This window comes from Methylobacterium phyllostachyos, from assembly GCF_900103445.1.
In the GTDB taxonomy this organism is placed as follows: Bacteria; Pseudomonadota; Alphaproteobacteria; order Rhizobiales; family Beijerinckiaceae; genus Methylobacterium; species Methylobacterium phyllostachyos.
Genome location: NZ_FNHS01000002.1, coordinates 467713 through 480633, shown reverse-complemented (window position 1 = coordinate 480633; position 12921 = coordinate 467713). Strand labels below are relative to the sequence as shown.

Below are 12921 nucleotides of genomic sequence, written 5' to 3'. Positions count from 1 at the left end.
GATACGAGGCGGCCACGGCGCGCGGGCGATGCCGCAATCAGAACCCGAGCCGCCCCAACGCCGGCACCTTGATCCCGGGACGGCGCAGATCGATCCCGGCCACGCCGCCGAGCAAGTTCAGTTCGAGTCCCTCGACCCAGCCGACGGTCAGCCCTGCATAGCCGCCCAGATTGATCCGGATGCCGGTGCCGGAGGGTGTCCAGCCGATCCAGCGGCCATCGTAGGGAAAATCCTTGCCGATCGCGGTGGTCGGCAGGCTTGCCTTGATCTCGGGAACGGCCGCCATGATGGCGGCGACGAAGGTGTTCGAGTTCGGTCCCGGCCAGACCACGTAATCGCCGGGTCGGGCGTAACGGTACTCGGCGACCGCTTTCCGGATACGCGGCAGCATCGCCTCGGCCGCCGGACCGTCTGCTGCGAAGACAGTTTCCGGGGGATTGCCGAACCACCGCCCATCCGGGACGAAGCGATCGACCCAGATCGGCTGTCCCCAAGCGGTGTAGTCGAAGCGCCGGTAGGCGCGCTCGCCCCGCCCCTTGATGACGATCCAACTATGGGTCGCCACGATCCCGCGCCAACTGACCGTACGCGCGGAGAAGATGCGCACGACTGCGTCGGGCTCGGCCTCCGCGGGTGGGAGCAAGCCGGCGCTGGACCGGTCGGCGAGGCGCCAATCACCGCTCGCACGCAGCCAGTACAGCGTCGCGGAGATTGCGATAGGCACGACAAAGAGGGCTACGAACGCGAGGAGCGCGATCCGAATCAGGGTCACGGGAGGCCGGGGGCAGGGCGGAGCGAAGCCCTATCTGGGGATCGCTCGCCTTCGGGGGAATGCGACAGAAGCGGTGCCGCCCCAGATCGGCGTGCAGGACATGACACTGGGTTCGACACGCTCATCGAGCGATTGACGTGGTCTGTCACGGGCGGCGCCTGGTCAGGACGATGCCGCGAGGGCTTCGAGGAAGAGGGTGGCCGCGAGGAGATCGGCGCAGCCGCCTGGGCTGAGCCTGGCCGCCACGAAGGCGTGGTGGATCTCGATGGCCCGGTCGCGCCAGGCGGGCGCCGCCACGCCTCCGGCCGCAACGAAAGACGCGGCGGCGGCCCGCGCAGCCATCAACCCGTCTGCCCCGCCGCGATAGAGCAGGTTGGTATCGTCGAGCACGGCGAGGAGCGCGAAGAAGCAATCGACGCGCGCCGCCTCCGGGTCGTCCGGCGCACGCGAGCGGCCGAGGCGCAGGGCCGGCAAGCCGACGGCGCGGATCGTGGGGAAGCCGGCAGCCGCCTCGGCGCCCGCGCCGCCAACGCTGTAACGCTGCGCCGCGCGGCCGCCATGGCTCGTCGGCGACGCCGGAACCCGCGCGATCTCTGCACCCCAGCGGGCACCGACCGACGCCGCGCAGGTCTCGGCAGAAGCCGGCATTTCACCCGCCGCTCCCACCGCCGCGCAGATAAGGCCCAACGAGAAAATGGCGCCGCGATGCGCGTTGACTCCGCCGGTGGCGCGCAGCATCGCGGCCTCCGCCCGGAGCCCGATCGCCCGGAGATCCGCCATCACGGCGCCCCGGGCTCCGGCGGCGTACAGATCCGCGAAAAACGGCTGGATCGCTGCAGCACTGCGCCGGAGGAGGTCGGCATCCATGTCATCATGGCTGCCGGAATCGATCGGGCTCACGAGGCCGGGCTTCGGCCAGGTTTCCAGCTCGGCGATCAGGGCGGCGTGGGCGAGCGCCGCGATGCGCCGAGCCGATAACGTGTCCAAGGTCGCCGGCCCAGCGGCCGGCACGGTGACGAGGCAGAGATCCTGTCGCAGAATCGGGCTCCCGGAGAGGCCCGCCGGCACGGGCGGGTCGGACTGTATACCAGACCGCCGCCCGACCGTATGCGAACGGCCCCGGCGCTAGGCCGCCGACGCTACAGCCGGCGGGATCCGCTTGCGGGCCTTCTTGTCCTCGGTGCTGCTGACGAAGGCCTGCGCCTCCTCCTTTCGCTCGAAGACGTGGGGGGCAACACCGCGGCGGGTCAGCGCCTCCTCCATCTTGAGGCGTAGGAACGCGCTCGTCGCATAGCGCGTGGTTGTCGCGTAATAATTCGCCTGCAAGTATTGCAGCACCCCGGCGTAATCGTCGAGCAGATTATCGTTCAGCCGGAACCCGTCATGGTTGATCACAGCGTTGACGCGCTGACCAGCCTTACGGCACGCCTCGACGATGGTCATGCGCAACTCGTCCATGTCGCCCTTCACCCGGCAGTACCAGCCCTCCAGGTTGATGAAGAGGATGTTGCGCTCGCCGTCGTAGCTGACGCGCGACTTCAGATCCAGGTTGAGCAGATCGGAGATCAGCTCCATCGGCTCGTCGCGGAAGATGCGCGGATCCATCAGCACGGGGTTCCGCACCACGGGGGCGAAATCCATGTGCGCGAGGATGTCCCGCTCGATATCGATTCCGGGTGCGACCTCGATCAGTTCCAGCCCCTCCGGCGTCAGCTGGAAGACGCAGCGCTCGGTGACGTAGAGGACCGGCTGCGAACGCTCCACCGCATAGGGGCCCGAAAAGGTATTCTGCTGGACCTGGGCGACGAACTTGCGGGCCTTGCCCTCGCTGACGACCCGCACGTGGCCGTCGTTGACCGCGATCTCCAGTCCCCCGGCCGTGAAGGTACCCGCGAAGACCACGGTCCTGGCGTTTTGCGAGATGTTGATAAAGCCGCCGCAGCCGTTCAGCTTCCCACCGAACTTCGAGGTGTTGACGTTGCCGGCGGCATCACACTCGGCCATGCCCAAACACGTCATATCGAGGCCGCCGCCATCGTAGAAGTCGAACATCTGGTTCTGGTCGATGATGCAATCGGCATTCGTGGCCGCGCCGAAGCTCGATCCGGAGGCCAGTACGCCGCCGACGGCCCCAGCCTCGGTCGTCAGGGTGATGTATGGGGTGATCTTTTCCTCATTGGCCACTGACGCGATGCCTTCCGGTGCGCCGACGCCGAGATTGACCACGCCGTTCGGCGGGAGTTCGAAGGCGGCGCGGCGGGCGATGATCTTGCGCTCGTTGAGCGCCATCCGCTTGATGCCGGTGACCGGCACGCGGATTTCCCCGGCGAGGGCGGCGTCGTGCATCACGCCGTAGTTCATCCGGTGCATTTCGGGTTCGGCGACCACCACGCAATCGACCAGGATGCCGGGTACCCGGACGTCCTTCGGCAGCAGGTAGCCGTCATCGACGATGCGCTCGACCTGCGCGATGACGATGCCGCCGTTGTTGCGGGCCGCCATGGCCTGCGCGAGGCAATCGAGCGTCAGCGCCTCCTTCTCGTAAGAGAGGTTCCCCGACGGATCCGCCGAGGTGGCGCGGATGAAGGCGACGTCGATTTTGGTGGCGGTATAGAACAGCCACTCCTCGCCATCGACTTCGACGAGTTTGACGATGTCCTCCGTGGTCAGTTCGTTGACCTTGCCGCCACCGTGGCGCGGATCGACATAGGTCTTCAAACCGACCTTCGAAAACAGACCCGGCTGACCGGCCGCGCAGGCCCGGTAGAGCTGCGAGATCACGCCCTGGGGCAGGTTGTAGCCGCGGATCAGATTGTCCTGCGCGGCCTTGGCAACCTTCGGCATCCGGCCGAAATTGGCCGCGATGACCCGCGACAGCAGGCCGTCATGGTGCAGCCGGCCGGTGCCGAGGCCTTTGCTGTCGCCCGCGCCGGCGGTCATGATCAGGGTGAGGCCCCGCGGTGAGCCGGTCTCGACGAAGCGCTTCTCCAGGGCGGCGTGGAGCGCCTCCGGGATGCAGCTCTGCACGAAACCCGTGGTGGTGACGACATCGTTCTCGCGGATCAGCGCGATCGCCTCGCCCGCCGAGATGACCTTGTTCTTCCTCATGGAGCCCGTGATCCTCCCAATCGATCGAAGCCGTGACCGGCCCTCACCCACGCGCCAGCCGAGACATCGTCCCGTCGAGCGACGGAAGCCGAAGCGGATCGAAGCTCGCGCGCAGCTGAGTTCCGCCCGCGTCCTTTCTTGCGCCGCACCAATATTGCCGCACCGCAAGATGCGTCAGTCTTTTGCGGCAGCGTACTCCAGAATAGGACCTAGGCGCGCCACAAAAACACTTCGCGCCACCATCAGAAAAAGTTGTACGGCCACCGGGTGTGCGAGTCTTGTGATGCGGTGAGATCTCTCGATGCATCACCCACTTCGAGGCGGATCTCCGCGGCTCAGGGAGCGCTGCCTCAGAAATTCTGACGGGACCGCGCGCATCAGGGCGGGGCGGACCAGCAAATCATGAGCGGCGGCCAATCCTTCGAATCCACCTCTCTGCTTCATGTTAAATTCTTCGATTTCTCACGTCGATAATAACCGGCATCGACGAGCCGAAAGCGTCAATTTTACAATGGACAAGATATTGTATATAGCTGATCCAGCTTGGGGAGCGTGTCGAGCCAGGAGCACGCGATGACAGACTTGAAACCGATCGCGGATGAAGCCGCGACACGCTTTGCCTTCAGCCTTCTCCGGAGCGCATATCTAGACTTGGCGCAGACGCTGCTTCGGATCGAGGCGGAGCCGGCGCGGGAGTTACTGCAAGGCGTCGAGCACCGGATCGCCTACAGACTCGGATCTCTCGGGCAGGGCGACGTCGAGGGGCACTTACAGGCGAGCGCTCTCGCCGCTGCGGCCGGACAGGTCCAAGCGGTCCTTCGCGACGCGCAAGCGGGGTGAGGCCGTGCGCGGTAAGACGGGTCCGATCTCACCGGGTGCCCGCCGGACTTCTCGTCAGGATCCTGCCATGCGTCGGTATCCCGGCTGACGATCCTTTCCGCGACCACCGCCAATCTGAATATCTCCGATTCCAGGCGATCGACTCAGCAGGCCAGGACTCAGCAGCTACCGCGATAGCGGATGAGCTCAATGCGTTGGCTTTCGAGCCGCGGACGAGCCTGCGGCGTCGAGACATACCCGCCGCCATCGCTCTTCGCATCCGTGCCGAGTGGGGACGATAGCGCTTCGCCAACGGCGTGAACGCTTCCAGGCGCCCGTTGACGTATATCCACGGGGATGAATGCTGTTCAGTTCCGGGCTTGCCGTCGGATCACGCGACCGACAGCCCGCTTTCGGCGCGTTGCTGCAACCTGCACGAATCGCCAGCCACGTGACGACGATCGTCCTTAACGGGTCTCAGGCCCGCAAGGCGCAAACGCGTCATAGGCAGGCGGGTCTGCATGCGTCCAGAACGCTTTGGGATCGTCACAACAGGCTGGGACAGTTGCTACATGCAGTGTGTTGGTAGCGAGGGAGGGATTTGAACCCCCGACACAAGGATTATGATTTCTATTGTTCCGCCCCCGCAGCCCGAGTTCGAGACGTAGACGGTTAACGGCGGGAGCCCGGAAATGCCTGAGAATGCTGGGGATTGCCTTAACGGCGCGGTGACGCGCGGGGGCGTACAGGGCACGGAGGATTTCGGGCTGCGCAGCCCGAGAGCAGCCCGAGCCGGTTCGATGTCCGTTCGCCTGAGCAAGACCCACGTCGACAAGGCCCTGAAGGATGCCCGCGACGGCACCCCGGCCTACGATTTGATCGACAGCCAGCAGCCCGGGCTGCTGCTCCGCGTCGGACCCCGAGGCGCGCGCTTCGCGTTTAAGGCGATCCGTTTCAAGCAGACACTCAGGCTCACCCTCGGGTCGCCGCCCGGGCTGACGCTCGACGAGGCGCGCTCAATCGTGGCCGAGGCACAGAAGCTCGTCGCCAACCGCACGGGCATGCCCGACGACAAGTTCCTGGAGGCGCAGTTCATCCGCCTCGGCAAGGTGACGGCGCGGCCATCCCCGCCGCCGCGGGATCCCGCGCTGGTGGCCGAGCGCGAGCGCAGCATCGCCGACCTGCCGTACTGGACCTGGGAGACGGCCCGGACCGAGTACCTCGCCGAGGTGAGGCGGACCCTGCGCGAGGCGACCTGGAAGGACTATTCCGCAAAGCTCGGCGCGCCCGAGCTGGCGGTCCTCGCCGGCAAGGCGGTCAGGCGCGTCACAGAGGAGGACCTCGCTGGCGTCGTCTTCGAGGTGCACCAGTCCGGCCGGGAGACGCATGCCGTCAACCTCGCGGCCGCGCTGCGCCCGATGTGGCGGTGGATGTGGAAGCCACATATCCGGACCCGTAGCGGCATAGGCATCGAGGGTGTCGGCGCCGACATGTCGAAGCTGGCTGCCCCGCCCAAGTCATCGGCCCGGAAGGTCCGCGCGAACGGGAAGGTGGCCGGTCGCTACGTGGCGACCGCACCCGAGATCGGCACCGTCCTCGGCGTGGCCCGGGCCGGGATCCTCGACCCTACCGTGTCGCTTGCCCTGGAGCTCCTGGTCCTGACGGCCCAGCGCCGGCGACCCATCGTCGATGCCCGCGTCGAGGATTTCGTGCCTTGGACGGAACAGCCCGGGTGGGGCGTATGGTCGATGGGACCGGCGCATAGGAAGACCGCCGATAAGAGAGACGACCAAAGCCGCCACGCCCTGCCGCTCCCTCCGGCGCTGTGGCAGCGGATCGCCCCGCAGCTGAGGGCGTGCAGCGAGCGCGGCCTGGAGCACCTTTTCCCCCAGATCCGCGCATGGAAGCTGGGCGACGCCCTCGGCGGCCACATGAACGAGGCCGGCCTGAACCACAGGCTCTTGGACCTCGGCGTGAAGGCCTCCCCGCACGACATCCGCCGCGGGTTCTCCACGCACGCGCAGAAGACGCTTCGGCTGCCGCGCGACAGCGTGAAGATGGTCATGGACCACAACGAGGGCATCAGCTCGGACGACGTCCTCGAAGGGCACTACACGGTCGACGATCGCCTCGACCTCAAGCAGCCCGTGATGGAGCGGTGGCTCGCTTGGTGCGACGAGCAGGCCGCGGCGGCTGCCGCGGGATTCGCGCCGCTGCCAGAGCTCGCGGCTGAAATTTCAGCCCGCCGGCGCGCCCGGGAGAAGGAGGGCAAGGCCAAATCCGCGGCGAAGGCGGCGGCGAAGAAGGCTGCTGATGCGGCCGCAGCTGCCGAGGACGACAAAGCTCTCGCAGCCTAAGCCCAGGGATATCCTAACCACCCCGACAGCATCGACTTGCCGGGGCGGCCATGATGCCAGATGATGCACACATGACGACCGCTTTCCTCCTAGCGAAACGCGCCCGCTTGGCCTGACCGGCCAGCCTTCATCGTCCGGAAATCCGGACGCGCGTGATCGCTTTTTTTGGAGGATGCCATGACAACTTTCGTGGTCTCGGACACCCACTTCGGCCATGCCGGCATGCTGTCCGAACGGATGGGCAGGCCCCGGCCGTTCGGGTCCGTCGAGGAGATGGACGAGCACATGGTGTCGGCCTGGAACAACCGGGTCACCCGCAACGACCGCGTGATCCACATCGGCGACTTCGCCTACGGCTGCAGCCTCGCGCATGCCAGATCGATTTTCGATCGCCTCGCCGGGCACAAGACGCTGGTGCGCGGAAATCATGAGCAGCGCGGGGAACGTCTCGACTGGCAGGGAGGGATCCACGACGTGCTGCGCCTGAGCATCCAGGACCGCGGCATGCCCGCCCCCGTGGATCTTTGGATGAGCCACTATGCCCACCGCACATGGCCCGACGCGCACCGCGGCCGGATCCACCTCTTCGGCCATAGCCATGGCAGCCTCCCCGCCACGGCATCCTCCTGCGACGTCGGCGTGGACTGCTGGCGCTTCAGGCCGGTGGCCGTGCCCGAGGTCATGGAGCTCCTCGCCGACGTGGCGGCCCGGGAGGCCGGGGTCGCCGCCGTCGCGCAGATGGCCGAGGCTGCCTGATGCGGGGCGACCACTCCTTCAGCGAGCCCCCGGCCGGCTCGGTGACCTGCATGTCATGCGGCCGCGTCAGCATGGGGATGACGCGTGCCGAGGCCGAGGCCGCCGCAGCGCGCGTGAATGCCGGGCTCCGGCCGGGCGAGCACCCGGTCGAAGTCAGCTATTTCAGGTGCTGCAGGGCGCCTCGGTATAGGCCGGCCCGGATCGGGGACATCCCCGACGGGGCCAGCTACGGGAGCGTGCTGGCCGAGGGCGTCTAGACCTGACCGTTGATCCGGTTGGCCTGGTCAATGTTCTCCCTCTCCCGCCGCCGCGCCCTCCGCTTCATGGCGAGGTCCGACGGAGGCGAGATCACCCCTCTGAAATGGTCCAGCAGCATCTCGTCCAGCGGGCGGGCCGGCGGGGCCGGAGCCTGCCCGTCGACGTGGGCGTCGTGGTCGTCGAGGCCGGCCGCCCTCTCGAACTCGCGCTCGTAGAAGGCGACGGCGGCATGGATCTCCGGCGACATCCTGCCGACCGGGTGCATCCGCGTCCGGTGCGCGATGAGCCGTAGCCGTTTGGTGTCCTCACGCGAGATGAGCCGGCGCTTCCACTCGTCGCCAGGCGGCTCCATAACGTCGTAGCCCCGCATCGCGTAGTGACCGCGGATCCGGTCGGCCGTGTCCTCGTCCCGGCTAGCCTGCCAGAGCTCGCAGGCTCCGTGGTGGATCGCGGTCTGCCGGGTGGCCCAAAGATAGAAGCCGTGGGCATCGGCGTTGGGGTGCCAGTTCCCACCTTCGCCGGATCCGAAGCGGAAGGCCTGGAGGTCGAAGCCCGAGGTCCAGCCGAGGCGGGTCTCCGTGATGAGCACGCGCGCCGAGCATCCCTTCCCGGCGACTTCGACCTGTTCGGCGGCCACCTTGGCGGTCGGGATGATGTAGGCCTTCCACGCCGTCGAGCTGACGCCGAGAACGGCATAGTCCTCGATCACGGAGATCTGCTCGGCCGACCAGTGAACCGGCACCAGCGGGGGGTCTTCGCCGAAGACCGGGACGACGTCCGGGCGCTCGGGCCGGCGCTGCTCGGGCAGGTCCTCAAACAGCAGCGGCAGCGGGGGCTCCGGCTCGGCCCGGGGCCGCCGCTGCGTCGGCAGGGGCTCCGGGATCTTCAAGGGCTCGGCAAGGCGGATCCGGCACCAGGCCAGCATGTCCGCGTGCGTGGCCGAAGCGGGGAAGACGTGGCGGGGCATCAGCGCTTCCTCTCGGCTTCGTGCAGCAGGACCCCGATGTCCCCGTAGAGCCGCTGCGCCTCGCGGGACTGCGAGGCGAGGTCGAGGGCGCGCTGATGCAGCATCTCCCTCAGCACAGGCCAGACCCAGTCGGGGATCGGTCGACCGTTGAACTTCGCCGTCGAGTCCTCCGGCGGCTCCATCGTCCATCTGAACGGCAACCGCGGATCGATCGTCTCCATGGGGCCGCTGGGGTGGTAGGGCCCGAGCAGGCGTGCGAGCGGCCTCTTCCATTCGTCGCCGAGGAGCAGGCGCGCGGCCTGCTCCAGGGTCTTACGGTCCAGCGCCTCGGGGGGCGGGAGCCGGGTGCGGCGGGCCATCAGTTGGCCCTCGCCCAGGCAATGGCTTCCTCGCGCGTAAGGACCCCGACGGATGAGAACCCGGAGAACCTGCCTTCCTTGACGCGCAGCTGGTCCCACGTCCCGCTGGAGTCCCTGTAGACGACAGGCACGCCCGGGCGGATCAGGCCCGCCTTGCGGAGGTCGTCGATGACCCCCGAGGCGTCGTTGCTGACCGAGCGGCCGCCGCGGTCGAGGTCGACGACGAGGACGACGTCGAGCAGGTCCTCGACGGTGTAGTCGCTGCGGGTCGTGAAGAGGTCGCGGGTCGGCGCCGCGCTGTTCGCCCGGCAGATCGGGCCGATGCCGTGGCGGACGCTGACGTGGTCGGTGAGCCGGCGGCCGCAGCACGAGCAGTGCGTCGGGGGCGTCGGGTTCGTGATGACGGTGAGCCGGGCACCCGCGTTCGCCTGCTGCTGCTGGGCGACCTGCTGGATCATCGGTACCGGCATCGGCATCGCGGCCAGCTGCCGGCGCAAGTCGGCGGCGTGGAGGCGGAGCGCCTCGACGCTGTCCTGCGTGGCCGTCGTCGACCCGAGGCCAGCCGCGGCGCGGTCGACGCTCGCCTGGACGAGGGACTGCAGGTGCTCGGTGCCCTCGATCATGTCGAGAAGGTCGGCGCAGGCCTGAGCGGCGTCGTCCTCATCCTGCTCTTCGCGGAGGTTGAGGCAGGCCTCATGGTGGTCGTCGATGCACTCGTCGAGCCTGGCATCGGCCTCCTCGGCCGCCACCTCGGCGCGCTCCTCGTTCGTCCAGCACACGCCCGGGCAGGCGTCGAGCTCGCCGGAGACGGCGGAGATGCGCTCGGCGCGGCACTCGCGCAGCAGGTCATACGCGGGCAGCTTCTCCTCTCGCAGCACGGCGCATCGCGCCTCCAGGCGTGCCACCTCGGCCTTGGCTACCTCTACCTTAGAGGGCGTCCGGACAACCGCCGCGCAGGCCTGCTGCTGCTGGGCCTGCTGCTGGATCATCGCTGGCGCAGACCCGATCTCGGCTGCGGCAGCCCGGTCGAGGATCTCCTCGGCGTCTTCAGCAAGGTGCGCACGCACTTCGAAAAAGTCGCCGCTGAAGCCCGACCATCCACCGTGCCAGACCTGCCACTCCGTGCCCTTCACGCGGTGGACGCTGACGATGCTGTCCTCGATCGCGGCGTCGTAGGCGTCGACGAGGAGGCTGACGTTGGGGGCCCGCGAGATGCGGGAGATGAGCTCGGAGGTTGTGGGGGTCTTCTTCGTCATGATCGCGGTTTCCCTTCGATATGTGAGCCTGCAAGGCCTGCTCAACGTGCGTCAATGTACGCACGTTTAAGGAGTTGTCAAGCTTCGCGAGCGATCTCGGCGAGGGCCTTCTTCCGTGCCTCTGCCAGCCGCTTCCGCAGCTTGATCGCCTCGGCCCTGAGCGGGTGCGCCGCGTAGCGCGAGTGATCCAGGAGGCAGAGCCGGCTCCCTGACAGGGACGCCACCTCGGCCCTGCGCTCCAGCGCGGCGAGGCGGGGGGTCGCTTCCGCATGGCCGAGCCCGAGCACGAGGGCGCCCTCGACCTCGGTGAGGCCGCGTCGAGCTTCGATGACCGCTGGCGTGAGGTAATCCAGCTGCATCTGCTCGGGCGTCAGGGGGCGGCCGAGGAAGTCGTGGGTCCCTGCGTTGACCAGGTCGGCGACCGAGGGGCGCGAATCGGGGATAGGCGTCTCGACCGCCGGGGCCTGCTCCGCGGGCGGGTCGGCCTCGGACGGCAGGGCCCGCAGGAGTGTCTGAGCCGTTCTGCCGATCTGGGCGACGCCGCCATGCAGCGCGCAGAATGACCGAACTGCCTCGACCGGCATTCCCCCGTACAGGGCGAGCCCGTCCCAAGGATCGCTCGGCCTGCGGTAGGGCGCCAGGGCCGACGCGGCGGTCATATCCGTGTCGGGCGCCGTGATGAGCGTCAGGCGGGGGCCGTGGGCGTGGACGGAGAACGTCTCGCCATCGCGGCACTTCACTTCGGTCGCGTGAAGTTCGCTGTCCATGCTTGCCTCCTCAGAACGGCAGGTGTTCTTCGGGGCGGCCGCAGGCGGTGCACTCGATCCGCCGCTCGTCGGTCCAGCGGCACCCGTCGGCGCACGCGTCGTTCTGGCTGCATCCGCAGTTCAGGCAGACTGGCCCGAGCAGGGCGGGGATCCTCCACGATGGACCACGGATGGCGGCGACGACGCTGTCCGGGATCTCCGAGGAGAGCGCCTCCAGGCTCTGGTGGTAGCACTGGTCCCCAGCACGGGAGGCCGAGGCTGCCGTCGACTCCGCATGGGCGCCGATCAGGCCACCCACGATGAGGCCGAGGGCCAGCTCGCCGATGTGGGCGCGGTCCTCGTCGGGCAGGGACTGCCACAGCGCGGCGAGGTCGAGCCGCTCCTCGGAGATCACCGGCACGCCGGCCTCGGGGTGGGGCATGCCGCGCTCTCGAAGCAATGCGATCTCGCCGGCCCAGGCGGCCTCATCGCCCTCGTGGCGGTCTTTCTCCCGGGCCCAGAGCTGGTCCTCGGTGAGCAGCATCTCCTGCTCGATAACGTACTGTCCCATCCTGCTCATGCGACCCTCCTCTGACCCGGGACCCACACGCTGACAGGCCGCTGCGCCGGCGCTGCGCAGATCGCCCGGTGACCCGGGCACCACGAGCTGCCCGGAACGGTCTGGTGCCCGCAGCACGTACCCCCAGCCTTCGGGTCATCCGCGATGAAGCGGCAGCCCCCATCACGGATCTCCCAGATCGGGACCCCGAGCGACACTGGCACGTCTGCCGGCTGCACGCGGGGCCGCGGCGGGGGCACGGGCCGGCCCGCGGCGACGGCGGAACGCTCGCGGCGCCGGGCGGCCCGGGCGCGCTCCTTCTCGGCGCGCTCCTCTGGCGTCATGGGGATCCGCTTCGGCTGCGAGGGGGCCTTGCGGTGGCGGGCGCCTTGGAAGGCGAGGCCGGCCCTGAAGGCAATGCTGATGATGCTGGACTTCGACTTCTCGATGCCGAGGTCGAGCAGGGCGGCACGGATCACGGGCGTGCCGCAGCCCGTGGGCCACATCTCCAGGACGAGGGCCCGGTGTGCGGGGAGCCAGGGCATCAGCGGGCCTCCTGCGAGGTGGCGGGGGCGTAGGTGACGACCTTCACCAGCCCGAGGGCCAGTAGGATCGCGGGCCCGGGCTGGCGGCGGCAGGCGTGCACGTCACCGACGTACTGCTCGGAGAGGCCGATTTTCGTGGCGAGGGCCCGGATCGAACCGGCCTCCTTGATGGCGAGCGCGAGCGCTCGCAGAGGCTCACTCGCCTCGACGTGGACATCATCAGACACGGGGGGGGGAGAACCCTGAAAACCCAGGTGAGGCGCCCACGCCTAAGCGGGGCCGCTTGTGAGCAAGATAAGCAGGGCTCTCTATTCGTCAAGAAGAATTATTGGAAACCCGCCGGTTTCCGATCGAGCCGTTATAATCTTTTTGCGAAAAGATTATAACTCGGCCCGTTAACCCTCCTGAGCACTAGGGGT

At 68.0% G+C, this 12921-nt stretch carries 13 protein-coding genes; 3 read left to right on the top strand and 10 right to left on the bottom strand.

The window, feature by feature from the left end; all coding sequences use genetic code 11:
• Window positions 1-37: 37 nt before the first annotated feature.
• The 3 genes from BLQ49_RS05040 to BLQ49_RS05030 form a co-directional block, all read right to left on the bottom strand.
• The gene (locus BLQ49_RS05040; protein ID WP_091713812.1) at window positions 38-772 is read right to left on the bottom strand and encodes a DUF3750 domain-containing protein; all 735 of its coding nucleotides are present in this window, start codon (window positions 770-772) and stop codon (window positions 38-40) included.
• 162 nt (window positions 773-934) lie between these two features.
• Window positions 935-1840: a triphosphoribosyl-dephospho-CoA synthase MdcB gene (mdcB, locus tag BLQ49_RS05035; protein ID WP_425283975.1), complete on the bottom strand. Its 906-nt coding sequence runs from the start codon at window positions 1838-1840 to the stop codon at window positions 935-937.
• A 57-nt stretch (window positions 1841-1897) separates the two neighbouring features.
• Window positions 1898-3880 (bottom strand): acyl CoA:acetate/3-ketoacid CoA transferase, encoded by a 1983-nt coding sequence (locus BLQ49_RS05030; RefSeq protein WP_091713811.1) that lies wholly within the window; start codon window positions 3878-3880, stop codon window positions 1898-1900.
• Window positions 3881-5499: 1619 nt separating this feature from the next.
• Here BLQ49_RS05030 and BLQ49_RS05020 point away from each other — a divergent pair.
• From BLQ49_RS05020 to BLQ49_RS05010, 3 genes are all read left to right on the top strand, one after another.
• The gene (locus BLQ49_RS05020) at window positions 5500-7056 is read left to right on the top strand and encodes an integrase family protein (RefSeq protein ID WP_244507436.1); all 1557 of its coding nucleotides are present in this window, start codon (window positions 5500-5502) and stop codon (window positions 7054-7056) included.
• Between the two features lie 177 nt (window positions 7057-7233).
• Entirely contained in the window at window positions 7234-7812 is a 579-nt protein-coding gene (locus BLQ49_RS05015; RefSeq protein WP_091713925.1) for a metallophosphoesterase, read from the top strand.
• Window positions 7812-8069: a hypothetical protein gene (locus BLQ49_RS05010; protein WP_091713805.1), complete on the top strand. Its 258-nt coding sequence runs from the start codon at window positions 7812-7814 to the stop codon at window positions 8067-8069. Before BLQ49_RS05015 ends, BLQ49_RS05010 begins: the two co-directional genes overlap by 1 nt.
• On the opposite strand, the gene BLQ49_RS05005 is transcribed toward BLQ49_RS05010, so the two are convergent.
• The 7 genes from BLQ49_RS05005 to BLQ49_RS04975 all read right to left on the bottom strand — a co-directional run bounded on the left by BLQ49_RS05005 (window position 8066) and on the right by BLQ49_RS04975 (window position 12729).
• Window positions 8066-9037, bottom strand: coding sequence for a hypothetical protein (locus tag BLQ49_RS05005; RefSeq protein ID WP_091713804.1), 972 nt, complete (start codon window positions 9035-9037; stop codon window positions 8066-8068). The genes BLQ49_RS05010 and BLQ49_RS05005 overlap by 4 nt on opposite strands.
• Window positions 9037-9396 carry a hypothetical protein gene (locus BLQ49_RS05000; RefSeq protein ID WP_091713802.1) on the bottom strand — a complete coding sequence of 120 codons (360 nt, stop codon included), beginning with the start codon at window positions 9394-9396 and terminating at the stop codon, window positions 9037-9039. The genes BLQ49_RS05005 and BLQ49_RS05000 overlap by 1 nt, the downstream gene beginning before the upstream one ends.
• Window positions 9396-10652, bottom strand: coding sequence for a DUF6011 domain-containing protein (locus BLQ49_RS04995; RefSeq protein ID WP_091713800.1), 1257 nt, complete (start codon window positions 10650-10652; stop codon window positions 9396-9398). The genes BLQ49_RS05000 and BLQ49_RS04995 overlap by 1 nt, the downstream gene beginning before the upstream one ends.
• A gap of 77 nt (window positions 10653-10729) precedes the next feature.
• Window positions 10730-11419, bottom strand: coding sequence for a hypothetical protein (locus tag BLQ49_RS04990; RefSeq protein WP_091713798.1), 690 nt, complete (start codon window positions 11417-11419; stop codon window positions 10730-10732).
• A gap of 10 nt (window positions 11420-11429) precedes the next feature.
• The gene (locus tag BLQ49_RS04985) at window positions 11430-11978 is read right to left on the bottom strand and encodes a hypothetical protein (RefSeq protein WP_091713796.1); all 549 of its coding nucleotides are present in this window, start codon (window positions 11976-11978) and stop codon (window positions 11430-11432) included.
• Window positions 11975-12502: a hypothetical protein gene (locus BLQ49_RS04980; RefSeq protein WP_091713795.1), complete on the bottom strand. Its 528-nt coding sequence runs from the start codon at window positions 12500-12502 to the stop codon at window positions 11975-11977. The genes BLQ49_RS04985 and BLQ49_RS04980 overlap by 4 nt, the downstream gene beginning before the upstream one ends.
• A complete protein-coding gene (locus BLQ49_RS04975) occupies window positions 12502-12729 on the bottom strand; it encodes a hypothetical protein (protein WP_091713793.1) in 228 nt (75 codons plus the stop codon). The genes BLQ49_RS04980 and BLQ49_RS04975 overlap by 1 nt, the downstream gene beginning before the upstream one ends.
• Window positions 12730-12921: the final 192 nt, after the last annotated feature.